The 25,014-nt window shown below is 62.5% G+C and carries 24 protein-coding genes; 13 read left to right on the top strand and 11 right to left on the bottom strand.

What is annotated here, in order from left to right; genetic code table 11:
• Positions 1-215 precede the first annotated feature (215 nt).
• From RBA95_RS09250 to RBA95_RS09240, 3 genes are all read left to right on the top strand, one after another.
• The gene (locus RBA95_RS09250; RefSeq protein ID WP_306016557.1) at positions 216-2,819 is read left to right on the top strand and encodes a hypothetical protein; all 2,604 of its coding nucleotides are present in this window, start codon (positions 216-218) and stop codon (positions 2,817-2,819) included.
• Between the two features lie 48 nt (positions 2,820-2,867).
• A complete protein-coding gene (locus RBA95_RS09245) occupies positions 2,868-3,359 on the top strand; it encodes a pentapeptide repeat-containing protein (protein WP_306016556.1) in 492 nt (163 codons plus the stop codon).
• 66 nt (positions 3,360-3,425) lie between these two features.
• Positions 3,426-4,904, top strand: a complete 1,479-nt coding sequence (locus RBA95_RS09240; protein WP_306016555.1) for a pentapeptide repeat-containing protein — start codon at positions 3,426-3,428, stop codon at positions 4,902-4,904.
• Positions 4,905-4,966: 62 nt separating this feature from the next.
• On the opposite strand, the gene aspS is transcribed toward RBA95_RS09240, so the two are convergent.
• Entirely contained in the window at positions 4,967-6,784 is a 1,818-nt protein-coding gene (aspS, locus tag RBA95_RS09235; RefSeq protein ID WP_306016554.1) for an aspartate--tRNA ligase, read from the bottom strand.
• A 149-nt stretch (positions 6,785-6,933) separates the two neighbouring features.
• Here aspS and RBA95_RS09230 point away from each other — a divergent pair, with 149 nt between their 5' ends.
• The 5 genes from RBA95_RS09230 to rnd all read left to right on the top strand — a co-directional run bounded on the left by RBA95_RS09230 (position 6,934) and on the right by rnd (position 11,728).
• Positions 6,934-7,659 carry a 1-acyl-sn-glycerol-3-phosphate acyltransferase gene (locus tag RBA95_RS09230; RefSeq protein WP_306016553.1) on the top strand — a complete coding sequence of 242 codons (726 nt, stop codon included), beginning with the start codon at positions 6,934-6,936 and terminating at the stop codon, positions 7,657-7,659.
• Between the two features lie 197 nt (positions 7,660-7,856).
• Positions 7,857-8,471, top strand: coding sequence for a TetR/AcrR family transcriptional regulator (locus RBA95_RS09225; RefSeq protein WP_306016552.1), 615 nt, complete (start codon positions 7,857-7,859; stop codon positions 8,469-8,471).
• Positions 8,472-8,509: 38 nt separating this feature from the next.
• A complete protein-coding gene (locus RBA95_RS09220; RefSeq protein ID WP_306016551.1) occupies positions 8,510-9,223 on the top strand; it encodes a 1-acyl-sn-glycerol-3-phosphate acyltransferase in 714 nt (237 codons plus the stop codon).
• Positions 9,220-10,527: an MFS transporter gene (locus tag RBA95_RS09215; protein ID WP_306016550.1), complete on the top strand. Its 1,308-nt coding sequence runs from the start codon at positions 9,220-9,222 to the stop codon at positions 10,525-10,527. Before RBA95_RS09220 ends, RBA95_RS09215 begins: the two co-directional genes overlap by 4 nt.
• A 46-nt stretch (positions 10,528-10,573) precedes the next feature.
• Positions 10,574-11,728, top strand: a complete 1,155-nt coding sequence (rnd, locus tag RBA95_RS09210; RefSeq protein WP_306016549.1) for a ribonuclease D — start codon at positions 10,574-10,576, stop codon at positions 11,726-11,728.
• A 640-nt stretch (positions 11,729-12,368) separates the two neighbouring features.
• Here rnd and RBA95_RS09205 read toward each other — a convergent pair.
• From RBA95_RS09205 to RBA95_RS09175, 7 genes are all read right to left on the bottom strand, one after another.
• Entirely contained in the window at positions 12,369-13,157 is a 789-nt protein-coding gene (locus tag RBA95_RS09205; protein ID WP_306016548.1) for a DUF4145 domain-containing protein, read from the bottom strand.
• A 9-nt stretch (positions 13,158-13,166) separates the two neighbouring features.
• The gene (locus RBA95_RS09200; protein ID WP_306016547.1) at positions 13,167-14,699 is read right to left on the bottom strand and encodes an acyl-CoA carboxylase subunit beta; all 1,533 of its coding nucleotides are present in this window, start codon (positions 14,697-14,699) and stop codon (positions 13,167-13,169) included.
• 93 nt (positions 14,700-14,792) lie between these two features.
• Positions 14,793-15,533, bottom strand: a complete 741-nt coding sequence (locus RBA95_RS09195; protein WP_306016546.1) for an ATP12 family chaperone protein — start codon at positions 15,531-15,533, stop codon at positions 14,793-14,795.
• A complete protein-coding gene (locus tag RBA95_RS09190; RefSeq protein WP_306016545.1) occupies positions 15,530-16,219 on the bottom strand; it encodes an HAD-IA family hydrolase in 690 nt (229 codons plus the stop codon). The genes RBA95_RS09195 and RBA95_RS09190 overlap by 4 nt, the downstream gene beginning before the upstream one ends.
• A complete protein-coding gene (locus tag RBA95_RS09185; protein WP_306016544.1) occupies positions 16,216-17,193 on the bottom strand; it encodes an RluA family pseudouridine synthase in 978 nt (325 codons plus the stop codon). Before RBA95_RS09185 ends, RBA95_RS09190 begins: the two co-directional genes overlap by 4 nt.
• Entirely contained in the window at positions 17,190-17,576 is a 387-nt protein-coding gene (crcB, locus tag RBA95_RS09180) for a fluoride efflux transporter CrcB (RefSeq protein WP_306016543.1), read from the bottom strand. The genes RBA95_RS09185 and crcB overlap by 4 nt, the downstream gene beginning before the upstream one ends.
• 80 nt (positions 17,577-17,656) lie before the next feature.
• Positions 17,657-18,973: a replication-associated recombination protein A gene (locus RBA95_RS09175; RefSeq protein ID WP_306016542.1), complete on the bottom strand. Its 1,317-nt coding sequence runs from the start codon at positions 18,971-18,973 to the stop codon at positions 17,657-17,659.
• 62 nt (positions 18,974-19,035) lie between these two features.
• Between RBA95_RS09175 and RBA95_RS09170 the strand changes: the two genes are divergently transcribed.
• Positions 19,036-19,452, top strand: coding sequence for a VOC family protein (locus RBA95_RS09170; protein WP_306016541.1), 417 nt, complete (start codon positions 19,036-19,038; stop codon positions 19,450-19,452).
• Here RBA95_RS09170 and RBA95_RS09165 read toward each other — a convergent pair whose 3' ends face one another.
• A complete protein-coding gene (locus tag RBA95_RS09165; protein ID WP_306016540.1) occupies positions 19,453-19,656 on the bottom strand; it encodes a hypothetical protein in 204 nt (67 codons plus the stop codon).
• A 104-nt stretch (positions 19,657-19,760) separates the two neighbouring features.
• On the opposite strand from RBA95_RS09165, the gene RBA95_RS09160 reads away from it, so the two are divergent.
• Complete coding sequence (locus RBA95_RS09160; RefSeq protein ID WP_306016539.1) at positions 19,761-20,135, top strand: 6-carboxytetrahydropterin synthase; 375 nt, start codon at positions 19,761-19,763, stop codon at positions 20,133-20,135.
• 337 nt (positions 20,136-20,472) lie between these two features.
• Here the strand turns inward: RBA95_RS09160 and RBA95_RS09155 are convergent, their stop codons facing one another.
• Positions 20,473-21,234: an SDR family oxidoreductase gene (locus tag RBA95_RS09155; protein WP_306016538.1), complete on the bottom strand. Its 762-nt coding sequence runs from the start codon at positions 21,232-21,234 to the stop codon at positions 20,473-20,475.
• Positions 21,235-21,248: 14 nt separating this feature from the next.
• Complete coding sequence (locus RBA95_RS09150; RefSeq protein ID WP_306016537.1) at positions 21,249-21,998, bottom strand: hypothetical protein; 750 nt, start codon at positions 21,996-21,998, stop codon at positions 21,249-21,251.
• Positions 21,999-22,083: 85 nt separating this feature from the next.
• Between RBA95_RS09150 and RBA95_RS09145 the strand changes: the two genes are divergently transcribed.
• From RBA95_RS09145 to RBA95_RS09135, 3 genes are read left to right on the top strand one after another with little or no spacing between them, the layout of a single operon-like run.
• Entirely contained in the window at positions 22,084-22,428 is a 345-nt protein-coding gene (locus tag RBA95_RS09145) for a dihydroneopterin aldolase (protein WP_306016536.1), read from the top strand.
• A gap of 39 nt (positions 22,429-22,467) precedes the next feature.
• Positions 22,468-24,378: an excinuclease ABC subunit UvrC gene (uvrC, locus tag RBA95_RS09140; protein WP_306016535.1), complete on the top strand. Its 1,911-nt coding sequence runs from the start codon at positions 22,468-22,470 to the stop codon at positions 24,376-24,378.
• Entirely contained in the window at positions 24,371-24,952 is a 582-nt protein-coding gene (locus RBA95_RS09135) for a CDP-alcohol phosphatidyltransferase family protein (protein ID WP_306016534.1), read from the top strand. Before uvrC ends, RBA95_RS09135 begins: the two co-directional genes overlap by 8 nt.
• The last annotated feature ends 62 nt before the right edge of the window (positions 24,953-25,014 follow it).

The following is a 25,014-nucleotide window of genomic DNA, read 5'->3' as shown; positions in this document are numbered from 1 at the left end:
ACCGCTATATGCCCCTGCGCATGCGTCGGGTCCAGTCATGCACCCTCATTTGGGCGCCAAAACCCTGCTTTCAATCGCGCAGCGTGACCCTATGGTCGCTGTGGACCATCAGTTTTCCACGCTCAGGTTAAGACCATCCTGTTCAGACTTCGACTCCAAGCCCACGCCTCCGGTACCATGAGGGTGATTCGCGCGCCCGATTGGTAGGAGCCGTCATGAGCCACAACCGCCGCCTGTCCCGTAACGGCGTTTCACCGCTGGATGATTTCGCCTTTCTCAGCCGTCAGGCGGACAGCCCTGATCCTGACGCCGTGGCTGGCGAGGCCGAGATCGAGCTCTTGGCCCCGGAAGGCTGGGACGCCCGCAATATCGCCGCGCTTGTGGCCTTGAGCGATGCCCACCCCGGCGACCAGCTCCATGCCGGCCATGTCCTGAGCGAACTGGCTGAATCGCTGTCACAGGACAGTGACATCGAACGCGATGAGCTTCTCGCGAGTCTGCTGCATCGCGAGGCCGGCCCCGTCGCCTCGATCTGGCGTCATGAAGGGCTGACCGCCCCCGACACCCGCCCGCTCATCGGTGCGGAAGGCCTTACAGAGGCGATCAACGCGCTCAATGCCGCTGAAATGGGCCAGGCCGCCGCCAATGTGGGCGCCCGCGTGCTGGCCGAGCGGTTGGAAGCTGTGGCGCTTGCCTGTGTGAACTGCGACGGCGCGGACGATGAATGCTTTGACCCGCGTCGCAACCGGGCGCTGGCGCGCGCCGTGCGGTCGGCCCGCCGGGATGGTGCGCCGGACGCCATGATCGAACGCGCCATTGCGCGCGCCCGGCAGGGCCTGATCACACCCGAACAAGGCTTGTTCTCCACGCCATCCACGCCAGAGCTGCCCGACGTCCAACTCGACCCGGCTTTCTTTGAAGCGGTCGAGACCGATGCCCCGCTGGCCGATGGTCAGAGTGCGCGCGCCGTCATGAACCGCTTGTCCGAAGCGGTCTGGACCCATGGGCGTCCGGCGCTGCACTTCACCGAGCCTCAAGCCCGGACCGCCGTGGCGGTCGTGATCAATCTTGCGCGTTTCGTCAGCGACCGTGCGCTTGATGAAGACGGTCTGGCCCATGCCTCGCGCTTGTGGGGCGATGTGGCGTCCCGCCAGTCCGGCGCATTGGGTCTGTCGGGTCTGGGCGCCGCTCTGACCGCGCTTGCCCTGCCCTATGACAGTGAAGAGGCGCGCGAACGCGCCCAGCACATCGTGCAGATCGTGCGTAACGAATCTCCCGCTCCCGTAAGCCTGGAGCGTCCTGATCCTCTGACGGCGGGTCTGATCGGCGCAGAATCGGTTGGCGTTCATCCTCCCGCTGCGCTTGATGCACCGGGCGGGCGGAGCTTTGCGAGCTGTGTCAGCGCTGCCCTGGGCTCGCTGACCGCGGATGAAGAAGCCATCGCGCGCCGCCATGCCCTGGGCGCTGGCGCATTGGCTGGTCACTCCGCCACCTGGATCACCCAACTGGAAAATGCGGGCGTCGATCAGGCCGGTTTCGCCCGGATCGATGCGGCTCTGAGCGATGGCGTCCCGCTGCGTTTCGCGATCAACCGCTGGAGCCTGGGCCCCGAGGTGGCGCGTCGTTGCGGGCTGAGCCCGGAACACTTTGACGAAGCTGGCCCGCGCCTTCTGGAAAAGCTGGGCGTGGATCCGCTCGAAGTCATCGCCGCCGAACGCTATGTCCATGGCGCAGGCCGGCTGGATGATTGCGAAGTCCTTAGCCCGGAGCTGCGGGCCGTCTTCGCCGATCCCACGCCGGAAGCCCGTCTGGCCATGGCTGAAGCCTGCGAAGACGTTCTGGAAAGCACCGCCAGCCTGGAACTGGCGCTGCCCGGATCAAGCTCGATTGAGGAACTGGGCGCGCTGATTGCCTCCAGCGCACGGCGCGGGCTGACCGGCCTTGCGATCCGGCGTGAAGGCGATGCGCTCTATGACCTTCTCAATACCATTGAATACGAGACGGGCGACTCGGTGCGCCGATCCGTAATCGCCGAAGAACGCGTGGTCGAACGCGTGGTGGAGAAATATGTCGAGCGCGCCACAGAGCGCCGCAAGCTGCCCGACCGCCGCAAGGGCTATATCCAGAAATCCACCGTGGGCGGTCACAAGGTCTATCTGCATACCGGCGAGTTCGAAGATGGCGAGCTGGGCGAGATCTTCATCGACATGCACAAGGAAGGCGCCGCCTTCCGCTCGCTGATGAACAATTTCGCGATCTCCATTTCCATCGGCCTGCAATACGGCGTGCCGCTGGAAGAGTATGTGGACGCCTATCTGTTCACCCGGTTCGAACCGGCGGGCGATGTGGATGGCAATGACTCCATCAAGCACGCCAGTTCGATCCTCGATTACATTTTTCGCGAGCTGGCAGTGAGCTATCTCGGGCGGGAGGATCTCGCCCAGACCGATCCGCACAATTACGATCCGGGCGGATTGGGCAAAGGCGTCGAGCAAGAGAAGCTGGTGCGCGAGGCCGATCCTGCGAGCCTGATTTCAAAGGGCTTCTCGCGCGGCCAGCTGCCCGACAATGTGGTCATGCTGGGGAGCCGTCCCAAGCCGGGAAAGCCTGAGGATGCTGCAGAAGGCAGCGGATTCGAGTTTGACCCCAAACCTCAGTCGAGCGGATCGGGCAGCTCAGGCGGCGCCAATGTGGAGCGTCTGGAAGAGCATGTGGTCAATTACCACGGCGATCCCTGCCCGGAATGCGGCCATTTTACCGTGATCGAGAACGCCGGGCTTCTGGGATGTGACGCCTGCGGCTGGGCGGGCAAGGTCTAAGGCCTGAAACTTGCGCAGTGCAGACCGCTAACAGACAAGGTGTGCACCATGTTGAAACAGGTTTCGGCCCTTCTGGTCCTGGCTCTGATGCTTGGCGGTCCCGCTTTTGCCCAGAACGCCAGCGAGATCGAGCGCGTTCGAGCGGGCCAGTCTTGCCCGGGTTGCAATCTCTTCCAGGCGGATCTGAGCTATCTGGACTTGCCGGACATCGATGTTTCGGGCGCCCGGCTGCGGCAAGCGGATCTCAGCCTCGCCACCATGAACCGGGCGAATTTCACGCGCACCAACCTGTCGATCGCAAACCTGTTCGGCGCCCGCTTCACGTCCGCGAGCTTCGTCCACGCCGATCTGAGCCGCTCTACGGCTGTCGGCGCCTATTTCGGCAGCGCCGATATGACCGGCGCCCGTCTGGAAGGCGCGAATCTGTCCGGCGCCGAGATGGCCACGGCACGGGGGCTCACCCAGTCCCAACTGAATCTCGCTTGCGGCGATGAAAGTACGCAACTGCCTGCCGGGCTGACGATTCCGCGTTGCCGCTAAACGGGTTCACTGCAACTTACTACGATTTAAGTCGCTCATAGCCGACAGGCGGACTACATCTAGGGCATGCCTTATCGTACCGTCATACTGGCTCTGGCGCTGAGCGCAGGTTTGTCCGCCCCCGGACAGGCTGGAGAACCGCATCGCCGTCTGTATATCGGCGGTGATTGCCGGTCTTGCGTCTTCACCGACGGCAATCTCGCAGGCGCCCAGATCGTCGGCGGCGATCTGACAGCCTCGAATTTTTCCGACGCCCAGATGCTCGGCGCCCAATTGGTTGATCTCGACCTGACCGGGGCGAACTTTGAAAGCGCGACACTGACCGAAGCGCGCCTGTCGAATGTGACGCTGGACGGCGCGAACCTTCAGGACGCACTGCTGCAGCGCCTAAGGGCGCACCAGGTGAGCCTGCGCGGTTCAGATCTTGAAGATTCAGATCTGCAGGGCGGCGTGTTTCTGCTGTCAGACTTCACCGGCGCAAACATGCGCGACACCAATCTGCCCGATTCCGTATTCCGCCAAGCCGATTTCAGCCATGCCAATCTGCGTGGCTCCAACCTGCGGAGCGCGCATTTTTATGGCGCGAGGCTGCGCGGCGTGGATGCACGGGGCAGCCTGTTTGAAAACGTGATCTTCGAGAACACCGATCTCAGCTATGCCGACCTGCGCGACACCGAGTTCTCCAATTCCCGCTTTATTGCGGTGAATCTGTCCTCCACGGACCTGCGCGATGCAGACGGGCTGACGGCTGACAATTTCCACCATGTGTGCGGTGACGAGAACACCCGCCTGCCCTTTGACTACACCCTGACCCGGTGCTCGGAAGACGGCGCGCTGGTGTTCACCCTGCGCCGCTCGTCAGAAGCTGTGGCCGCTCTGCCCGCGCCCAGCCTTGAGACGCAACGCGAAGAACTGGAACGCGCCAGTGCTGAGCTCGAAGCAGCCTTGGCTGAAAACGGTATGGCCAGTCGTGTCCGGGAGCGTGAAATGGCCGCCGCCCTGCGCGAAGCGGTCGCCGAGCTGCGCCATGCGGCGCAGGACATCACCGTGCGGATCAATGAATCTGAAAACCAGGACGGCGTGGAGCTGGCGATCGAACAGGCCACAGCTGCAGCCGTGCGCGATTCCCTGCGCGTCGCCGCGCATGCGCTCGCCGAAGCCCATGCGGAAGCCTACGCCGAAGCCCATTCAGAGGCCGGAACCACTGTCGTGCTTGAAGACATGGACTGGGATTTCGACATTCATCCGACGGAGCTGGGCGAGCATATCCGCACAATCCTTCAACAGGCGGCTCCGGCGCCCAAACCTGTCGTAGAAACGCCGTCAGATCCCGTTCCCGCCCCTGCGTTTCCACCCAAGCAGCCTACGCCGCGCATGCAGGCGGAGCTCGAGCAGATCGAGGCCCGGCGGGCTGAACGCGAAGCCGAGCGTGAGCGTCGGCAGCAAGAGGCCGCCCAGCGCGCTGAAGAGCGGCGCCAGCGAGAACAAGAGCGCGATGACACGCGACCGCCTGCGCCGCCGCGGCCGCCTCAAAACGAAGGCTGACACGGAATACAAAAACGGCGGGTCATCGACCCGCCGTTTTCGTGTCTGGCTGAGGCTGCCCCCTAGCCGTCCTTCTTGGCGTCGGGCACTACCGTGCGCAGGTGCAGTTCACGCAGCTGGCGCATCTCGGCGGGAGCCGGCGCGTTCATCATCAAGTCGCGGGCCTGCTGGTCTTTCGGGAACATCACGACTTCGCGCAGGTTCTCCTGATCGGCCAGCATCATGACGATACGGTCCACGCCCGGCGCGATGCCGCCGTGCGGCGGAGCGCCATAGCGGAAGGCGTTCAGCATGCCGCCAAAGGCTTCTTCCACGACCTCCTCGCCATAACCGGCGAATTCGAACGCCTTCAACATCACGTCCGGACGGTGGTTCCGGATGGCGCCCGAGGACAGCTCGATACCGTTGCAGACAATGTCATACTGCCAGGCTTTCAGGCCCAGAAGCGTTTCATGGTCGTCCTTGCTCAGGGCCATGAAATCATCGGGGTCCATTTGCGGCATGGAGAACGGGTTGTGGGAGAACTCCACCTTCTTGTTCTCGTCATCCCATTCGTACATCGGGAAGTCGACGATCCAGCAGAAGCGGAAGACATTCTTCTCGAACAGGTCGAGCTCACGGCCGACCACATCCCGCGCCTTGCCCGCGAAGCTGGCGAAGGCGGACGGTTCACCGGCCGCAAAGAACACCGCGTCGCCAGCTTCGAGACCCAGCTGGGTGCGGATGGCTTCGGTCCGCTCAGGGCCGATATTCTTGGCGATCGGGCCGGCTCCGGCGAGTACGCCCTCTTCTTCACGCCAGAAAATGTAACCCAGGCCCGGCTGCCCCTGTTTCTGCGCCCAGGAGTTCATCCGGTCACAGAAGGCGCGGCTGCCACCCTTGGGAGCCGGGATCGCCCAGACTTCCACTTTCGGGTTCTTCTCGATCATGCCCGCAAAGACCTTGAAGCCGGAGCCAGCGAAGTGCTCGGTCACAGCTTCCATCTCGATCGGGTTGCGCAGGTCAGGCTTGTCCGAGCCGTATTTGCGCATGGCTTCGGCATACGGAATGCGCGGGAAAGCGCCTTCAGGCACTTCACGGCCTTCGGCGAATTCGTTGAACACGCCCGCCAGAACCGGCTCGATCACGCCGAAGACTTCATCCTGGCTGACAAAGCTCATTTCCATATCGAGCTGATAGAACTCGCCCGGCGCGCGGTCGGCGCGCGCATCTTCGTCACGGAAGCACGGCGCGATCTGGAAGTAGCGGTCAAAGCCCGAGACCATGATCAGCTGCTTGAACTGCTGCGGCGCCTGGGGCAGCGCATAGAACTGGCCCGGATGCAGACGGGACGGCACCAGGAAGTCCCGCGCGCCTTCCGGCGAGGACGCCGTCAGGATCGGGGTCTGGTATTCGGTGAAGCCTTCATCGACCATGCGGCGACGCAGGGAGTCGATGATTTTCGAGCGCAGCACGATGCGCTTGTGCAGGCTCTCGCGGCGCAGGTCGATATAGCGGTGCTTCAGACGCACCTCTTCAGACCAGTCCGGCTCGCCGAACACGGGCAGCGGCAATTCCTCGGCGGCGGACTGGACCACGAGATCCTCGACCAGCAGCTCGACCTCACCCGTGGGCAGGTTCTCGTTGATGGTGTCCGCGCTGCGCGCCACGACCTTGCCGGTCACGGTGACGACGCTTTCCGCACGCATGCGCTCAAGCGTCTCGAAATTGGGATTGTCAGGTTCCAGCACGCATTGGGTGAGACCGTAATGGTCGCGCAGGTCCACGAACAGCAGACCGCCATGGTCGCGTTTACGGTGGATCCAGCCGGAAAGACGCGCGGTTTCGCCCACCTGGGCTTTACGCAGCTGTCCGCAGGTATGGGTACGATAGGCGTGCATGGAAAATCGTCCGTTTCAATTGGGCGGTCGAGAAGCGGTTGGAAAAGGAACGTTTGCAGGCTTTCTGTCAAGCCATGCAACAGAGTTAAGCCCGTAATGCTGCACACAGCCTGCTTGTGAGGCGGGCCGAACACAGCAATTTTGCTCGGATGCGCGCCAAGATTTTCCATACCGGCTTCTGGGCGCTGGCGGGAACGCTGGCGATTCTATGCTCCCCGCTCCTGTTATGGCCCGGTCCGGGACCGGCGACGATGTCCATCGGCGCGTTTGCGAAACTCTTTCGTCGCTGGCTGCGCATTTGCGGCGTCCACGTCGAATATCGCGGCCTCGAGCATCTCCCCGCTGATCAGCCCGTCATCCTCGCCGCCAAGCATCAATCCTATGGCGACGGCCTGTGCCATATCGCGCGCGACCCCGCCCTCGCCTATGTCATCGGCGATCATATGCTGCGGTTTCCGCTCGTCGGGCTATATCTCAAACGCGCCCAGGCGGTGGTCGTGGACAATGACGCCGGCCGGCGCGCCAATGGCGCACTGGATGAAGGCGTGGCGCGTCTGGCGCGAGACAGCCGGTCGGCCCTGATCTTTCCCGAGGGTGGTCTGACGCCCGTCGGCGGCGGGCGCCGGTTCCGAAAGGGCGTGCATCGTCTGGCGCAGGTGCTTGATCGCCCCGTCATCCCGGTCGCCACCAATCTGGGCTGTTTCTGGCCTGAGCAGGAGCCTGTTCTCTATCCTGGCAAGGCAGTGGTCGAGTTCCTGCCGCCCATGAGCGCAGACACGGACAGCCGCAGCTTCATGACAGCCCTACAGGTGCGTGTGGAGGGCCGCACGCGGGAGCTGGAGGCGGAAGCCCTGACCTTGCGCAGCACCGACTAAGCGCTTCCAGCCTGACGCTACAAACGCCTCAATCTCCCAACGCCTGAAATGATCCGGCGCCCACATTGTGAGTGAACACTCACTCATCGTTGACACGGTCACATTTGAGAGGCATAGTGGCGGCACAGTGAGTGAACGCTCACTCCTTCGATAGCCGCCGCTCGCAGTTCTGCGGGCTTTGCCTTGGAGAGACCCAAATGGCCCATGACGCACTTCCCGGCGCCCCCGACCCCCGCGGCGTGACGGCCGTTGACGGCACCGCAAAAGCGCGGATCGAACGCGCAGCGCTGGTGCTGTTTTCGCAAAACGGCGTCGACGCCGTGTCGACCCGCGAAATCGCGGGCGCCGCTCAAGTGGCTGAGGGCTCGATCTACCGCCATTTCAAGAGCAAGGAAGTGCTGGCCGAAGCCCTGTTCGAGGCCATCCATTCGCGCCTGTTCGATCTGGTGGAGACCGCACTCGAAGACGCAGACAACTTTGAAGACGCCGTAACGCGCGTCGTGGGCGTCTATTGCGAGGCGGCGGATGAAGACCCGGCGCTGTTTGAATACCACCTCATCCACATGTTCCGCTTTGGCCGCACGGACCGAGAAGGCCGTCCCGACCCGGTCAGCCTGATCGCCCAGGCCATCGCACGCGCCATGGAGAGCGGCGATTGCCCCCAGGGCGATCCCGAGCTGAAGGCGGCCACGGCTCTGGGTGTCGTGCTGCAGCCTGCAGCGCACCGCATGGCGGGGCGCATCCAGGGGCAAATGACGGCCCGGACATCTGAGCTGGCGCGCGCCGCGCTCGCTGCGCTCTTGACGGCCTGAGCCATTCCCTTCTTCTCGACGGCAAAAGGAGGAGTCCCATGATCCGCTCCGCCGCCTATTTCATCGCCTATTGGCTGATCACTGCGGTTTTCGCGCTGGTCTGTTCACTGCTGGCCCTGGCGCCAGGTCGCAAACCCCTCGCCTATGGCATCCAGCTTTATGGCTCGGCCCAGCGGGTGGCGCTGTACTTCATCGCCGGCGTCAGCATCGACGTGCGCGGACGCGACCGTCTGCCACCCCAGCCCAGCGTGATCGCCGCCAAGCACCAAAGCTGGGGCGACGGCTTCGTGATGATCTCCGAACTGGCCAATCTATCCTTCGTGGCGGGCGATCACCTTTATCGCTTCCCGCTGGTGGGCCGCATCCTCAAGAAACTCGGCGTGATCGTGTTGTCCAATGGCGGCGGGGACGAAGCGCGCGCCCGGATGAATGAGAGCCTCGACATGCTGCGCCATGAAGGCCGTGACGTGCTGATCTATCCGGAAGGCCATCTGGCCGCGCCGGGCGAAAAACACCCCTATCGCAAGGGCGTGTGGCACCTCTACGCTGATCTCAACCGCCCCTGCGTCCCGGTCGCCACCAATCTGGGCCTCGCCTGGAACCAGCAAGAGTTCAGGAAGACGCCGGGCCGCGCCATCGTCGAGTTTCTCGACCCGATCGAGCCCGGTCTCGACAAGGACGCGTTCATGGAACGGCTGGAGGCCGTGATCGAAGCGCGCACCGACGCACTGGTGAAAGAGGGGCTGACATGAGCCTGAAGATCGTCTCTGCGCTGATGACCCAGCGCCGCTTCCTGCCGCTCTGGGTCGCCCAGACCCTGGGGGCCTTCAACGACAATCTGTTCCGCTATGCCCTGGTGGCGCTCGCCACCTATCAGGGCTGGACGGTGTTTGGCCTGGACAACCAGATCATGGTGCCGCTGGCGGCCACCGCCTTCACCGTGCCGATCTTCGCCTTCTCCGCCATCGCGGGTCAGGTGGCGGACCGCTACGACCGCACAAAGATCATGCGCATCGCCAAGTTCGCCGAGATCATCCTGATGATCACCGCCGCGATCGGCTTTCTGTTCAAGCTGCCGCTGGCGCTTCTGGTCACCCTGTTCGCCATGGGCATGCAGTCCACCTTCTTCCTGCCCGCGCGCAATTCCGCCCTGCCTTCGCTGATGCAGCCTGCCGAGCTGGTGCCCGCCAACGCCGCACTGTCCGGCGCGATCAATGTGGCCATTCTCATAGGCGCCATTGGCGGCACCTTGCTGATCGGACCCGACTGGGGCGTCACGCTGATCAGCATCCTGCTTGTCCTGATGGCGGTTCTGGGCTGGATCGCCATGCGCCAGCAAACGCCGGCGCCGGGCGGCAACCCGTCCCTGAAGGTTCGCTGGGGCATTCTGGGCATTGTCTGGGAGACCCCGCGCATGCTGGGCTTCGCGATCCGGGCGCCGGACGTGTTGCGCCCGTTGCTGGGCGTGGCCTGGTTCTGGATGCTGGCCGCGGCGGTCATCACCGTATTGCCGCTGTTCACTCGCGACGTTCTGGGCGCAGATGAAGGCGTCGTGGCTGTCTTCCAGCTGATCTTCACCATCGGCGCGGCTCTGGGCGCCGTGATCTGCGGCGCCTTGTCCAAATCGGGCGACGCCCTGCGCTTTTCCCTGATCGGGGCGATCATGCTGGCGATCTTCCCCGCCGACATCGCGCTTTATACGCTGAACCGGGCGCCGGGCGCAGAGCTGGTCACCGCCGGCGCCTTCCTGTCAGACAGCGCCAACTGGCGCATCCTGATCGATCTCGCCCTGTCTGCAGTGGGCGGCGGGCTGTTCCTGGTGCCGCTCCAAGCCATGGCGCAGCGCCGGGCCAAGGAAGAATTGCGCGGGCGCCTTCTGGCCGCCTCCGGCGTTCTGAACGGCCTGGGCGGCACTTTGGGGCCTCTGGTGCTGCTGGTGATCGGAGCCAGCGCTTTGCCCCTGCAGGCGGCCTATGGCTTTGTCGCACTAGGCTCTGTGGGCGCGGCGCTATTCATTGCATCGCGCATGCTGGCGCGACGAAAAAGCGCTCAGTGAGCAGAACGCTCGCCAAAGGGCGAAGTTCGGTATATTCGAGCGGGCCATGGAATGGATCGCCGATACTGAGTCCCTCGCCCAGGCGTGCGCCAAGCTGCGCCAGGCTGAATTCGTCGCCGTAGACACCGAGTTTATGCGCGAAAGCACCTTCTGGCCGCAGCTGTGCCTGATACAGGCCGCAGGCGATGACACAGAGGTGCTGATCGACCCGCTGGCCGAAGGGATTGATCTTCAACCCTTCTACGACCTTCTGACCGATCAGAGCGTCATCAAGGTGTTTCACGCCTGCCGCCAGGATCTGGAGATTTTCTTCCACGAGGGCGGCGGGATCATCCCCAAACCCCTGTTTGACAGCCAGATCGCGGCCATGGCCGTGGGGCTGGGCGACTCCATCTCCTATGACAATTTGGTGCGCGCGCTGGTGAAGGTGAATCTGGACAAGGGCTCGCGCTTCACCGACTGGTCGCGCCGCCCCTTGTCGGACAAGCAGAAAGTCTACGCCCTCGCCGATGTGACCCATCTGCGCGACCTCTTCCCGATCCTGCGCGAGAAACTCGCCAAGGTCGGGCGTGAAGCCTGGCTGGCCGAGGAGATGAAGACCCTCACCGATCCGGCCACCTATGAAATGCATCCCGAGGACGCCTGGAAGCGCCTGAAGCTGCGCAAGACCACCGCGAAATGGCTGGCGGGTCTCAAGGCCGCCGCCTTCTGGCGCGAGACCGAAGCGCAGACCCGCGACATTCCCCGCTCGCGCATCATAAAGGATGATGGCCTGTACGAGCTGGCGCACGCTTCGCCCACCTCGCTGGAGGATCTCAAGGGCCTGCGCGCGGTGCCCAAGGGCTTTGAACGCTCCAAGCCGGCCGAGCGCCTGATCGCATTGATGACCGAAGCGCTCGAAGACCCCAAGGCCTATGCGCCCAAGGTGGAGAAGCCCGAACCGAGCCCGCCCAATCTCGGCCCCATCATCGAAATGCTGAAAGTCTTCCTCAAGGTCGTCTCCGACCAGGAAGGCGTCGCCAGCCGCCTGATCGCCACCATGCCCGATCTTGAGAAACTCGCCGCCGACGACGAGGCCGACATCCCCGCCCTCAAGGGCTGGCGTCGGGACGTCTTCGGCGCCGAAGCCCTGCGCCTCAAGCGCGGCGAACTGGCTTTGGTGCTGGAAAACGGCAAGGTCGAAGCCGTCGAGCTGGAATAGCGGTTTCCGCCCCGTCATCCCAGGGCCTGATCTTGGGATCAGATGGCAAGGACAAGCCTTGCCATGTCGAGGGCCTATAGTTTTCGCTGCTCCCGCCCCTTCATCGTCATCCCGGACCTGATCCGGGATCTGGTGACAGCGTCTCTGTAATCAGAACAAAGCGATTCCAGTAGATCCCGGCTCGCTTCGCGTCCGGGATGACATTGCGCAAACGCAAAGCCCCTCTCCCCCTTGATCAAGGGGGAGAGGTTGGGTGAGGGGGTCCGCCTCAATCCGCTCAACCCGTGAAAACTGAAACGCAGTACACCCCTCACCTGTCCTCTCCCCTCAAAGATGGGAGAGGGACGCGCACCCGCATTAGCGCCATACATCTAAAGTCACGGCATCCACACACGCCAAAACGCCTCACGCCTAAAGGGCTGAGGGGGCGAACGCGGGAAAACCGGCTCGGAGTGTGTGTTAAAAGCAAAGGGTAAGCGCGAACCGGCCTTCCCGACGCTGGCGAAGCCCTGTCACACTCAAGGCGTCACCGACGGCCTGCACCGCCGCTCCCCGTCCAACACCAGCGGTCGCGATCCGCCCTCTCACCGGGGAGAGCTGCAGGATAGCCGTGGTTTGGGTGGGGGAGGATAAGTCGGATTCACTCTCGGTTGTCACGCCTCGCGATAGCCTCTTTCTGACCATCACCTAAACCCTCGAAGAGGCTATCGATCTCAACTGGCTCATTAATGAGCTTTTCAACAATTATATTAACCAACTTAAAGAGCCTGATCGCAGTATCTAAACTATCTTCAGAACTCATAGTACCAGGATGAATGGCATTATTTCCTGTTACTCGAACTACATCTAATGCTTTTTGAATTTTAGAATCTAAGCCAGCTTTTACGAGCTGACCGATACCCTCAAAAACACTCTGGTTTTTGCCATTTATTTCGTTGCATAGGCACTCAATCGCAGAGCGTAGTAATGCACATGCCGCTCGCGGAGAATCTTTATAAATTAGCCTAGCTTCACTATAATTATCTAATACCGTTGTCGGCATGTTAGAGGCGGGAGGTATTTCATATTCAGGGTGTGGCCAATATTGTTTTGCGTTGACCCAAACGACAAACTTATCGCAGCTAAAGCACTGTGAAATATTTAGGTTTTTTACCTCACGGGCGTATAAATTGGCTCCACGATTCCACAATACCACATCACCTTGAGCAGCAAGCTTGGCAAGGCCAAAGCTAGCAAGATCAGCTTCACTCATTTCCCCTTCTTTAATCTCAGAAATGGCCTTCTCCACCTTTTCTAAGTCATAGAAAACAGGAAGCCCCTCTTCTCCTTTAGGACGACTTGCAGCGAAGCAATCAAACCAAGTTTGATGAGCTAGTGCTCCGCAATGGGGGCAAGTAAATGACTGTTTATCAGCGGACGGAACGCTCATTTCATCCCCCTAAAGCGGAATATTGTCGTGCTTCTTCCAGGGATTGGTGAGTTCCTTGTTGCGCAGGGTGCGCAGGGCCTTGATCAGGCGATGGCGGGTGTTGTGGGGCTGGATCACATCATCGAGGAAGCCGCGTGAGGCCGCCACGAACGGGTTCGCAAAGCGGTCTTCATAGGCCTTGGTGTGTTCGGCCATCTTGGCCTCATCGCCCAGATCCTTGCGGTGGATGATTTCCGCGGCGCCCTTGGCGCCCATCACCGCGATCTCCGCGCTCGGCCAGGCATAATTGATATCGCCGCGCAAATGCTTGGACGCCATCACGTCATAGGCGCCGCCATAGGCCTTGCGGGTGATGACGGTGAGCTTGGGCACAGTGGCTTCGGCATAGGCGAACAGCAGTTTCGCGCCATGCTTGATCAGCCCGCCATATTCCTGCTTGGTGCCCGGAAGGAAGCCCGGCACGTCCACAAAGGTGATCAGCGGAATTTCAAAGGCGTCGCAGAAGCGCACGAAACGCGCGGCCTTCTTCGACGCGTCAATGTCGAGCACGCCCGCCAGCGAGAGCGGCTGGTTGGCGACGAAGCCCACGGTCTGGCCTTCCAGCCGGCCAAAGCCCACCACGATATTGGTCGCGTAATCGGGTGCGATTTCATAGAAATCGCCCTCATCGGCCACCTTCTCGATCAATTCCTTGATATCATAGGGCTTGTTCGGGTTCGGCGGGACCAGCGTATCAAGGCTCGGCTCGGCGCGGTCCGGCGCATCGAAGACTTCACGGAGCGGCGGCTTCTCACGGTTGGAGGCTGGCAGGAAGTCGATCAGGCGACGCACCTGGACCAGCGCCTCGATATCGTTCTCGAACGCGCCCTCGGCGACGCCGGACTTCTTGGCGTGGACGGATGCCCCGCCCAGCTCTTCATGGGTGACGACCTCGTTGGTGACGGTTTTCACCACGTCCGGCCCCGTCACATACATGTAGGAGGTGTCCTTCACCATGAAGATGAAGTCGGTGATGGCGGGCGAGTAGACGTCGCCGCCCGCGCACGGGCCCATGATGACGGAGATCTGCGGGATCACGCCCGAAGCCAGCGTGTTGCGCTGGAAGATCTCGGCATAGCCGCCCAGCGCATCCACGCCTTCCTGGATGCGGGCGCCACCGGCGTCAAACAGGCCGATGATCGGCGCGCCGTTCTTCAGGGCCGCATCCTGCACCTTGCAGATCTTGCGGGCATGGGCGGCGGACAGCGATCCGCCGAACACGGTGAAATCCTTGGCGAAGACGTAGACGAGGCGACCATTGATCGTGCCCGAACCGGTCACCACCCCGTCGCCGGGAATCTTCTTGTCGGCCATGCCGAACTCGGTGCAGTCGTGCTCGACGAACATGTCGATTTCTTCAAAGCTGCCCGCGTCCAGCAGCACGTCCAGACGCTCGCGCGCGCTCAGCTTGCCCTTTTCATGCTGGGCCTTGATGCGGGCTTCACCCCCGCCCATGCGGGCCGCTTCACGTTTCGCGTCGAGCTGTTCCAGGACGGCTTTCATCAGCCTTCACTCCCAAGATTTTTGTTCGTTATGAGCTTGCTAGCACCGGTTTGGTGATGGGGGCAAATTGTGGATGAGGCCAGAGCATCCAGCTTACACCCCGGCATCATCCAGCGCCCGCATCACGGTTTCACACGCCTTGAGGTCGCGTTTGCGATTGGCGGCGGCTTCCGCCGCTTCCGCATCCTCACCCCAGCGCTCGGTCTGATAGTCGTCATCCACCCGCGCAGCTTTCCAGACAGCGTCTGCATCCGCCTCGCCTTCAAGCAGCGCAAACGCCAGGATCGCCGAGCCCAGAATGGGCGTCACGCTGACCAGCGCCGTCAGGCGCAGATCATCCTGGGCCAGCGCGCGGGCTTTCAATGCGTCAATAGAGCTTTCAGGCTGTTCCAGCGCCAGCACGGTCGCGGCGGCGTTGAGCGGCGCATCAAGCGCGGTCTTCGCCCAGTCCAGATACGGGTCCCACAGCTCGGCCTGGCGGGCGGCCAGCTGGCTGTCATCCGCGCGATGGCTCAAAAGGTCCGTGCGACCGAAATTCGCCACTTCCTCGGCGGCGCCTTCACGCACCGCTTCCATCCGGTCGAGCGCCACATGCAGAATGCGGGTGATCGGCATGGTGAACGGATCAATCACCGTCTCCTGCGCCGCCCATTCAGCGGCCAGCGCGGTCGCCAGGGTTTCAGACGGCACCTGCAGGGCCCGCTTGGCCGGGGTCTTCACCGGTCGGCCATCGAGCAGCACGGACCAGCCGCCCTCGCCTGGCTGCAGGCTCACCTCTTTGTAGAAGCGTTTGGGCAGTTCACGGTTTTCGGCTTTCGCCTTGGACATGCTCATGCGGCGCTCACTCCGTTTTCGCCAAAGGCGTCGAGCGCCGTATTCAGGCAGTCAAATTCATCGTGGATGGAATGGGCCCCGCCCTCGGCGATTTCCTCAGGCGTATGGAAGCCCCAGCTCACCCCCAGCGCATGGGTGTTGGCCGCCCGCGCCATCAGCATGTCCCAGCTGGTGTCGCCGATCATGACGGTGCGATGGGCGTCCACGCCGGTCTCCTTCATGGCGTCGAGCACCATGCGCGGATCGGGCTTGCCCGCCCCGCCATCCACGGTCTGGAAGGTCTGGAAGTATTTGTGCAGATCATGATGCTCGAACACGATGTCGAGCCCGCGCCGCGCCTTGCCGGTCGCCACGCCCAGAAGCCAGCCTTCATCGGCCAGCCGCTCCACGGTTTCGCGCGCGCCATCATAAAGCGGCTCGGAGAACCCGTCCTGGGCGCGCATCTCCACAAAGGCCTGCTTGTAGAAATTGGCCAGCTCGGGGATCCGCTCGGCCGGATAGTCCGGCGGCGCCAGACGCAGAACGGCCTCGGTCAGCTCCAGCCCGACAATCATGCGCACCTTGTCATAGGCGATCTCGCCCAGACCGGCGCGATCAAAGGCGCGGGTCATGGCGCGGTGGATCACCTCGCGGCTATCGACCAGCGTGCCGTCCACATCAAAGACGGCGAGCTTGAGTTCGCTCATTCCAGCGCCTCCTCGACCAGCATCAGATTGTCGGAGGGGTTGAATCCCAGCGCGTCAAAACTGTCGGCCATGTGCTTGGGCAGGTCCGCCTCGATCACCAGGGGCTTCTGGCCCTCGCGCGGGATCTCGATCTTGCGCGCATGCAGGTGCAGCTTGCGCGACAGGCCCTCGGGGTCGGGATAGTCGCAGGTGTATTTGCCGTCGCCATAGATGGAATGCCCCATGGCCTGCATGTGCACGCGCAGCTGGTGGGTACGTCCGGTCTCGGGCCGCAGCACGACCCAGCTCGCCCGCGCGCCGGCATTGTCGGCCACGGCATAGCGGGTCAGCGCGTGCTGGGCGCCGTCCTCGCCATGGCGGGCGCCGACCATCAGCTCGCGATCGCCTTCCATGGCCTTTTTCATGAAGCCCTTGATCTCGCCCGCCCGCGGCGCCGGCAGACCCAGGCAGATCGCCCAATAGGTCTTCTTCACATCGCGGGTCTGGAACAGGCGTGACAACTTCTTCGCACTCTGCGCCGTCTTGGCCACCACCAGAACACCGGAGGTGTCCTTGTCGAGCCGGTGCACCAGCTTGGGTTTCTGATCGCCCTTGCCGAACGCCTGCAGCAAATGATCAAGGTGCATCGTCACCTTCGAGCCGCCCTGCACCGCCAGTCCCGGCGGCTTGTTCAGCGCGATCATCTGCTTGTCTTCATAGATCACCAGCGAGCGCACGAACTGCGCATCCTGACGCGAGATCGAGCCCTCATCGGGCTTGTCGCTGGCGTCAGGCATGGGCGGCACGCGCACGGCCTGGCCTGCGCTCAGGCGCTGATTGCCCTTGGCCCGGCCGCCATCCACGCGGATCTGGCCCTTGCGCAGCAATTTCTCGATCATGCCATGGCTGACATGGGGGAAATGCTTCTTGAACCAGCGATCGACGCGCATCTCGTCTTCATCGCGGGTGACTTCCTTGGTCTGAACTCCGCTCATGCGGCAAACACCTTTCGCGCCAGGATCAGACCGGCCAGCACGGCGGCCATGGAGGCCATCAGCGTGCCGCCGGCATAGATCGCGGCCATCACATAAGTCTTGCGCTCCACCATCACCATGACGTCGAGGGAAAAGGCGCTCATGGTCGTGAACGCGCCCAGAAACCCGACGCCCAGCGCATAGCGCAGCTCGGTAGCATCAGGCCGGCCCGCACTGGCCAGCCAGCCCACCAGAAGCCCCATCATCAGACAGCCCAGCACATTCACCGTGAACGTGCCGTACGGCCATTCGGGCCCGATGAGCCTGAGGCCCGCCTGATTGACGAAATGCCGGGACACCGCGCCCAGCGCGCCGCCCAGCGCTATGAGAAGCACATGTTGCATCGGCTGCAGGGTTAGGCGCGCAAGCGCGAAGGCGCAAGAGGATCAGGCGGTGGGGATGGCTTGCGAGGGTGAGAAAAGCGTCAATCCCCGCGCTTGGCCCGATCCGCCCTCACCGCGCGAAATCGTTCCAGCCGTTCCAAGAGCGCCGCTTCGCGGCCCTGGGTTTTGGGCTCGTAGAAAGTCGGCGGCTTGCCCATCTCGGTAGGGAAATAGTTCTGGCCCGAGACACCGCCTTCCACATCGTGGTCATACTCATATCCCTTGCCATAGCCCACCTCTTTCATGAGCTTGGTGGGGGCGTTGAGGATATGGGCGGGCGGCATCAAGGAGCCTGTGCCCTTGGCGGTGCGCAGGGCGGCTTTCCAGGCGGTGTAGACCGCGTTGGATTTGGGTGCGCAAGCGATGTGGACCACGGCCTGGGCCAGCGCCAGATCGCCTTCCGGACTGCCCAGAAACTCATAGACATCCTTGGCCGCCAGCGCGGCATGCACGGCGCCGGGATCAGCCAGGCCGATCTCCTCATTCGCCATGCGCACGATGCGGCGCGCCAGATAGAGCGGGTCCTCGCCCGCGCTCAGCATGCGCGCCAGCCAGTAAAGCGCCGCATCCGGATCCGAACCGCGCACCGATTTATGCAATGCGGAGATGAGGTTGTAATGCTCCTCGCGGTCCTTGTCGTAGACCGGGGCGCGCTTTTGCAACACCGAGGAGAGGTCCTTGAGGTCGAGCGGCGTCTCGGGCTTCAGCGCAATCAGCTCTTCAGCCAGATTGAGCATATAGCGGCCATCGCCATCGGCCATGGCGATCAGGCCTTCGCGCGCCTCTTCGGTGAGCGGCAGTGACGCGCCCTCCTCGGCCTCGGCGCGCTTGAGGAGTTTCTCCAACGCCTCGGCGTCGAGCCGTTTGAGCACCATCACCTGACAGCGCGACAGCAAAGCGGCGTTCAGCTCGAAACTGGGGTTTTCCGTGGTGGCGCCCACAAGGGTGATGATCCCCTCCTCCGCGACCGGCAAAAAGCCATCCTGCTGGGCGCGGTTGAAGCGGTGGATCTCGTCCACGAACAACAGCGTGCCTCGTCCCGCCTGACGCCGGGCGCGGGCGCGATCAAACGCCTTCTTGAGATCGGCGACGCCGGAGAACACCGCCGAGATGGCGTCAAACTCGAGCCCCGCCTTTTCAGCCAGGAGGCGCGCAATGGTGGTCTTGCCCACCCCCGGCGGCCCCCACAGGATCAGGGACGACAGACGCCCCTGCGCGAGCATGCGCCCCAGCGGTCCCTCCGGGCCCAGCACATGGTCCTGGCCCACCACCTCTTCGAGGGCTTGCGGACGCAAACGGTCGGCCAGCGGGCGCGGCGCTTCGGTCTCAAGACCGGCGGAAGAAAACAGATCGCTCATGGCCGGGACTATGGGCTAAGCTGGCCGGTGTTCGCAAATGTTCACCCCAGCGGAGCGCAGACATGAGTGAGACGCCCAAACCCAGCCCGGTCGTGCCCTATCTGAGCGTGCGCAACGGCATCGAGGCCATCACCTTTTACGAACAGGCTTTCGGCGCGGAAGAGGCTGAACGCTATGAGTTCGAGGGCAAGCTGGGCCATGCGGCTCTGCGCATCAATGGCGGGGTGATCTTCATGGCGGACGAGTTTCCTGAACACGAAGCCATGACCGGCAATGTGGCGCCGCCCACGCTGGGCGATCGCACGACCTTCACGATCAGCCTGCAGGTGGACGACGCGGACGCCTGGCATGCCCGCGCGGTCGAGGCCGGCTGCACCTCGATCCGTGATGTCACCGAAGAGTTCTTCGGCCGGCACGGCAAGGTGCGCGACCCCTATGGCCATGTCTGGTCGCTGGTGACGATGAAGGCCCAGGCCTGATCAGGCGTCCGGCCCGACATTGTAATGATTGCCTATGAGCATGACGGTCATAAGACCGCCTGCAATAATGCTGGCATAGCCGAACCAGGGCTCCCAATGGAGCGCAAGGCTGAGGATCAGCACAAGCACGCCCGCAAGCACTGGCAAGGCCCAGAGCAGAAGGGTGAGTTTGGTGAGCGGCGGGCGAGCGGCGGGTTCGGTCATCGGGCTTCTCTCTGGTCCGGACTGCGACAAACAGCCGGGAACGGTTCTCTTTTGGACGCTTTGCCTGTATATGGCGCGCCTTGCCTGAGCATGAAACCCTGACCATGACCGATCTGCACCTGGAAATCTCGAAGGACTTCACCTTCGACGCGGCTCACCATTTCGAGCACAAGGACGCCAATCATCCGTTCTCGCGGATGCACGGGCACTCCTTTGCCGGCACGGTGACGCTGACCGGTCCGCGTGCGGCCGAGAGCGGCATGGTCAAGGATTTCTGGGAAATCGAGGCCGAGATCAACAAGATCCGCGAGCAACTCGATCACCGCCTTCTCAATGATGTGGAAGGGCTGGAACACCCCTCGCTCGAAGCCATCGCCTATTGGGTGTTTGAACGGCTCGAGAAGACATTGCCTGGCCTGACCGCGGTGGAAATCCGCCGCCCGAGCTGTGGCGAGAAGGCCGTGGTGCGTCGGGGCTAGCCCGTTCACCTCCTCACATATCTCGTCCTCCCTGACTTGATCCGGGCCCAATAGGAGCCCCGTCATCCCCTGGTCCTGACTTTCGTCAGGATGACGGTCACTTAGCTTTCTCGCTGTCATCGGACGGCTTGTCCGGCCGATCCATGCCGGTTGCTCCGATGTCAGGTCACGGTATGGGTTCGCCGGATAAACCGGCGAATGACATGTGTTCCTTACCTAAAAGCCCAGCCCAGGGCCAAGCTCTCCCGAGAATTCATGTTGGAGAGACCGAACCCACAGGGTTCGCAAGGCCAAAGGCCGCCCGCAGCTTTAAAACCCTGAACGGGCGTGACCTAAGTTAAAGCGCCTCGAACACGTCCTGGCTGAGCCGGGGGTCGAAATGTTGGCCGCCATCCACGCACACGATCTGACCTGAAACCGAAGGCGTGTTCACGAAGAAGCGCAGCGCCGCCACGAGGTCTTCCGGGTTCGCGCCGCGCTTGAGCGGATTGTCGTCATGGATCCGCTCGAACTCTGCTTCAGAGTGATGCGCGCTGGGCAAGGTCAGGCCGGGGGCGATGGCGTTGACCCGCACGTTCGGCGCGAGTGACTTCGCCAGCATCTCCGTCATCGTTTTCAAAGCGGCTTTGCTGAGCGTGTAGGAGAAATAATCGGCATTGAGATTGAAGAGCTTGTAGTCGAGCACATTGACCACGCAGGCGCGCTCCAGCCCCTGCCCGGCCAGCGCCTTGGTCAGAAGCGCCGGCGCGAGGGTGTTCGCCGTCATGTGACGATGAAAACTATCCTCGCCCACACTCTCAAGCTGGTCCTGTTCAAACACCGAGGCGGAATTGACCAGCACCCCCACCGACCCCAGCGCTTGGTTGGCGCGCTTGATCAAGCCCGCGGCTTCTTCGGGCTTGCTGAGATCAGCGCCCAGCGCGATGGCGCGCACGCCTTTGAGCTCTTTCGCCAGCGCCTCGGCTTCATTGGAAGAGCGATTGTAATGGATGATCACATCGCGCCCGTCTGCGGCCAGCGCCTCGATAAAGGCGCGACCCAGTCGCTTGGCGCCGCCGGTGACCAGCGCTGCGCCTTGGGGGGAAGTGTGATCGGTCATGGCAGCTTCCAGACTTATAACGGGCGCGGATCAAACGGCAGGGACAGATCAATGACGTCCGACCGACGCAAGGCTGTACGCAGAAAGGATTGCGTCATCATGGCGACATCCTGCGCCCAGAACAGCTTGCGCTTGGGATCGACGATCATGTCGTCATCGGCGCTGACGGTGGTCCAGATAGACACGAAGCGTTCGCCCTCAACCTCGCTCTGCTCGTAATAGATGTCATAGCCCAGAGATTCAGCGCCGCCGAAGGTGAACCGGAACACATCCTTGATCGCCTCGATATCGGCGGGGTCATCGCCGCGGGACTTTACGAAATAGATGGCGAAGATGCGGCTGACATTCAGGCCGACCCAGATCTTCAGGCTGACATCGTCATTGAAGTCCAAGGTGACCACGCGCCCGAACAGATCCCGGTCGGCCTCCTTGTCGCGTACCACGCATTGGGCCTTCTCGCCGGTCTCAAGGGAAATGCGTTCGAGAAAGCGCGGAACGTATTCGCGCACGAACTGGTCCGCCTTCTTGTCGAGCGTGTCGAGCGAGGCGTCCTTCTCCGAAAACAATACGACGAAGAGCACCACCAGGGCCGTTAGGGACACCTGGGAGACCGACATGGCCATCAGGATCCAGTCCGCGCGATCAGGCTCACCGACAAATCGAAGTGCGACGAAAAGCGAGACCGCCAGCCCGGCCATCAAGGTGCCCAGCGCCAGAAATCTGGCCCATGGCGGCAAATAGACCAATCGCTCGGAATCAATCATTTGACAGACTCACCTTTCTGCTTGGAAGCCTGAAGGGCCTCCTGTAAGCGATGTGGATTATTGATGAACTTGGATGGGGCGCAGCGTGCCTAAAATAGAGATCGAGCTTGCCGGTGTCCATCAGATGGTCTCGTTGGGGATCTATGACGAGGAACGTGCCCGCAAGCAACAAGTGCGCATGGACATCACCATCGCCTTGCGCAGCTTGCCCCAGGATGACGACATCAGCGCGACAGCGAATTATGACGAAGTCGCCGCAGCCGCCCGCGAGGTGGCGACCTCCAAGCATTTCGATCTGATCGAACGCATGGCGATCGAGGTAGCCGAACGCCTCAAGACCCTGACGCATGTGAACACCGTCAAGGTGCGCATCCGCAAGATCCCCTCCGTGCTGGAGTGCGATGAACTCTATGCATCTGTAGAGATGTAGGCGGCTGACGACTCGTCTGATCAGACCTATCTTGGGCTCATGGTCAAAGCCAATCGCCCCGACGCGCCCCCGCTCGACAAAGCTTCAGACGCTGGTCCCAAGCCGGCGCCCAAGGAGTATCGCACCGGGCCGGAGATCATCGCCGATTATGTGAAGAACCTGTCCCAGGGGCCGGGCGTCTACCGCATGTATGGCGAAGATGGCGAAGTCCTGTATGTGGGCAAGGCCAAGAAGCTCAAGAACCGGGTGTCGAACTACGCCAAATCCGGCGGGCACACCAACCGCATCGCCCTGATGATCTCGTTGACGCGGTCGATGGAGTTTGTGCTCACCCGCACCGAGACCGAAGCGCTGCTGCTGGAAGCCAATCTCATCAAGCGCCTGAAGCCCCGCTTCAACATCCTGCTGCGTGATGACAAGAGCTTTCCCTACATCCTGATCCGGCGCGATCATGAGAGCGCGCAGCTGACCAAGCATCGCGGCGCCCGCAAGGCCAAGGGTGATTATTTCGGTCCCTTCGCCAGCCCCAGCGCGGTCAACAACACCCTGAACACGCTGCAAAAGGCGTTCGGCATAAGAACCTGCACCGACAGCGTGTATGAAGGCCGGACCCGTCCGTGCATGCTCTATCAGATCAAGCGCTGCGCCGGCCCGTGCGTCGATCTCGTCAGCCCGTCCGACTATGACGAGCTGGTGCGCGAGGCGAAGGATTTCCTGTCGGGGCGTTCGAACAGCCTGCGTCAGCGGCTTCAGGACGAGATGGCCGCGGCATCGGAGGAGCTCGACTTCGAGACCGCCGCCAAGCTGCGCGATCGCATCCGGGCCATCGCCGCCGTCACGAGCCAACAGGACGTCAATCCCGATGGCGTGGAGGACGCGGACGTCATCGCCCTGCACCAGGAAGGGGGGAAGACCTGCGTGCAGATCTTCTTCTTCCGCGCCGGTCAGAACTGGGGCAATCGCGCGCTTTATCCCAAGCATGAGCAGGACGCGGCGCCGGATGAAATTCTCTCCGCCTTCATCGCCCAGTTCTATGATGACAAGCCCGCGCCGCGCCTGATCCTCACAAGCTCCGATCCCGAACAGGCCGACCTGCTGGCGGAAGCGCTGAGCTTGCGCGCGGGCCACCCGGTCGAGATCAAGACTCCCAAGCGCGGCTCCAAGAAAGCGCTGGTCGAAGCCGCCGAACGCAATGCCAAGGAAGCTTTGGGCCGGACGCTTGCGGAAAGCCGTTCACAGGCGCAACTGCTGGATGGCGTCGCGCGGGTGTTTGACCTTGAGGAGCGCCCCTCCCGCATCGAGGTCTATGACAACTCGCACATCCAGGGCACGAACGCGCTGGGCGCCATGATCGTCGCGGGGCCGGAGGGCTTTGAGAAGCAGAGTTATCGCCGTTTCAACATGAAGGGCGATGACGCCGCCACCAATGACGATTTCGCCATGATGCAGGCCATGCTGCGCCGCCGGTTCACCCGGCTGCAAAAAGAGCGCGAGGATGGCGCGCCGGTTCCGGACCTCATCCTGATTGACGGCGGCAAGGGCCAGCTTTCCTCGGTGATGGAGGTCATGGAGGAATTGGGCGTGGATGACGTGGCGGTCGCCGCGGTTGCCAAGGGCCCTGACCGGGATGCGGGCCGAGAAGTCTTCTACATGCCCGGCAAGCCGCCTATCCGGATGCCCATGAACGACCCCGTGCTGTATTACCTGCAACGTATCCGGGACGAAGCGCACCGCTTCGCCATTACCGGCCACCGGGCCAAGCGCGCCAAACAGATGCGGGACAACCCACTCGATGAGATTGCTGGTGTCGGCGCCTCGCGCAAGAGCGCCCTGTTGAAGCATTTCGGTTCGGCCAAGGCGGTGTCACGCGCCAATCTTGCCGACCTTGAAGCGGTTGAGGGCGTCTCCAAGGCGCTGGCCCGCAAGATCTATGAGCATTTTCATGAATAGCCTTTTGCGCCAGTTGCCCAACGCCTTGACCGTCGGCCGTGCGCTGGCCGGCCCCATTGGCGGCTGGCTCCTGGTCCAGAGCTCGCTCGCGCTGGTGGAATCGGACGCGGTCCGGTTGGGACTGATCTCGGGGCTGGTTTTCGTGGTCGCCGCTCTGACCGACTGGCTGGATGGCTGGGCGGCGCGCACGATGGGCGCGGAAAGCGCACTGGGCGCCCTTCTCGACCCCATCGCCGACAAGTTCCTGGTTGGCGGTTATCTGGTGGCGTACTGCTTCATCAGCGGCTTTGACATCTATCTCGTTCTGCCGGTTCTGGTCATCCTGGGCCGGGATATCGCCATCACAGCCTTGCGTTTCATCCGGCCGTCCAAGGGCGCACTGACGGTCACGCCAGCGGCCAAGATGAAAACGGCGCTGCAAATGATCATCACCGCCGCGCCCTTCGTGCTCGTCATTATCGGTCTGACCGACCCTGCGCTCTGGTATCACTACTGGATCGGGGCGGTCTGGTTCCTGGCTCTGCTGACGATCTGGTCCGCCGGGCCTTATGTGCAAGCCGCATTCAGGCGTTGAGGCCGGGATCGCCGCATAAGAGAAATGTGCTGTTAACCAGCCCGGATCGAGTGTGTGGGCGC

Origin of the sequence: Oceanicaulis sp. MMSF_3324 (genome assembly GCF_030733545.1) — a bacterium.
GTDB lineage: Bacteria > Pseudomonadota > Alphaproteobacteria > Caulobacterales > Maricaulaceae > Oceanicaulis.
Note: the sequence above shows the minus strand (reverse complement) of the source record. Positions and strands in the feature narration are given on the sequence as shown.

Bases quoted from the DNA above. Each gene is read 5' to 3' on its own strand.
- crcB (WP_306016543.1), bottom strand. From the start codon at position 17,576: ATGCAACATGTGCTTCTCATAGCGCTGGGCGGCGCGCTGGGCGCGGTG.
- RBA95_RS09165 (WP_306016540.1), bottom strand. From the start codon at position 19,656: ATGACCGAACCCGCCGCTCGCCCGCCGCTCACCAAACTCACCCTTCTG.
- uvrC (WP_306016535.1), top strand. From the start codon at position 22,468: ATGGTCAAAGCCAATCGCCCCGACGCGCCCCCGCTCGACAAAGCTTCA.
- RBA95_RS09230 (WP_306016553.1), top strand. From the start codon at position 6,934: ATGCGCGCCAAGATTTTCCATACCGGCTTCTGGGCGCTGGCGGGAACG.
- RBA95_RS09195 (WP_306016546.1), bottom strand. From the start codon at position 15,533: ATGAGCATGTCCAAGGCGAAAGCCGAAAACCGTGAACTGCCCAAACGC.
- RBA95_RS09240 (WP_306016555.1), top strand. From the start codon at position 3,426: ATGCCTTATCGTACCGTCATACTGGCTCTGGCGCTGAGCGCAGGTTTG.
- RBA95_RS09190 (WP_306016545.1), bottom strand. From the start codon at position 16,219: ATGAGCGAACTCAAGCTCGCCGTCTTTGATGTGGACGGCACGCTGGTC.
- RBA95_RS09155 (WP_306016538.1), bottom strand. From the start codon at position 21,234: ATGACCGATCACACTTCCCCCCAAGGCGCAGCGCTGGTCACCGGCGGC.
- RBA95_RS09245 (WP_306016556.1), top strand. From the start codon at position 2,868: ATGTTGAAACAGGTTTCGGCCCTTCTGGTCCTGGCTCTGATGCTTGGC.
- RBA95_RS09205 (WP_306016548.1), bottom strand. From the start codon at position 13,157: ATGAGCGTTCCGTCCGCTGATAAACAGTCATTTACTTGCCCCCATTGC.
- RBA95_RS09220 (WP_306016551.1), top strand. From the start codon at position 8,510: ATGATCCGCTCCGCCGCCTATTTCATCGCCTATTGGCTGATCACTGCG.
- RBA95_RS09215 (WP_306016550.1), top strand. From the start codon at position 9,220: ATGAGCCTGAAGATCGTCTCTGCGCTGATGACCCAGCGCCGCTTCCTG.
- RBA95_RS09200 (WP_306016547.1), bottom strand. From the start codon at position 14,699: ATGAAAGCCGTCCTGGAACAGCTCGACGCGAAACGTGAAGCGGCCCGC.
- aspS (WP_306016554.1), bottom strand. From the start codon at position 6,784: ATGCACGCCTATCGTACCCATACCTGCGGACAGCTGCGTAAAGCCCAG.
- RBA95_RS09250 (WP_306016557.1), top strand. From the start codon at position 216: ATGAGCCACAACCGCCGCCTGTCCCGTAACGGCGTTTCACCGCTGGAT.
- RBA95_RS09160 (WP_306016539.1), top strand. From the start codon at position 19,761: ATGACCGATCTGCACCTGGAAATCTCGAAGGACTTCACCTTCGACGCG.
- RBA95_RS09225 (WP_306016552.1), top strand. From the start codon at position 7,857: ATGGCCCATGACGCACTTCCCGGCGCCCCCGACCCCCGCGGCGTGACG.
- RBA95_RS09170 (WP_306016541.1), top strand. From the start codon at position 19,036: ATGAGTGAGACGCCCAAACCCAGCCCGGTCGTGCCCTATCTGAGCGTG.
- RBA95_RS09135 (WP_306016534.1), top strand. From the start codon at position 24,371: ATGAATAGCCTTTTGCGCCAGTTGCCCAACGCCTTGACCGTCGGCCGT.
- rnd (WP_306016549.1), top strand. From the start codon at position 10,574: ATGGAATGGATCGCCGATACTGAGTCCCTCGCCCAGGCGTGCGCCAAG.
- RBA95_RS09185 (WP_306016544.1), bottom strand. From the start codon at position 17,193: ATGAGCGGAGTTCAGACCAAGGAAGTCACCCGCGATGAAGACGAGATG.
- RBA95_RS09175 (WP_306016542.1), bottom strand. From the start codon at position 18,973: ATGAGCGATCTGTTTTCTTCCGCCGGTCTTGAGACCGAAGCGCCGCGC.
- RBA95_RS09150 (WP_306016537.1), bottom strand. From the start codon at position 21,998: ATGATTGATTCCGAGCGATTGGTCTATTTGCCGCCATGGGCCAGATTT.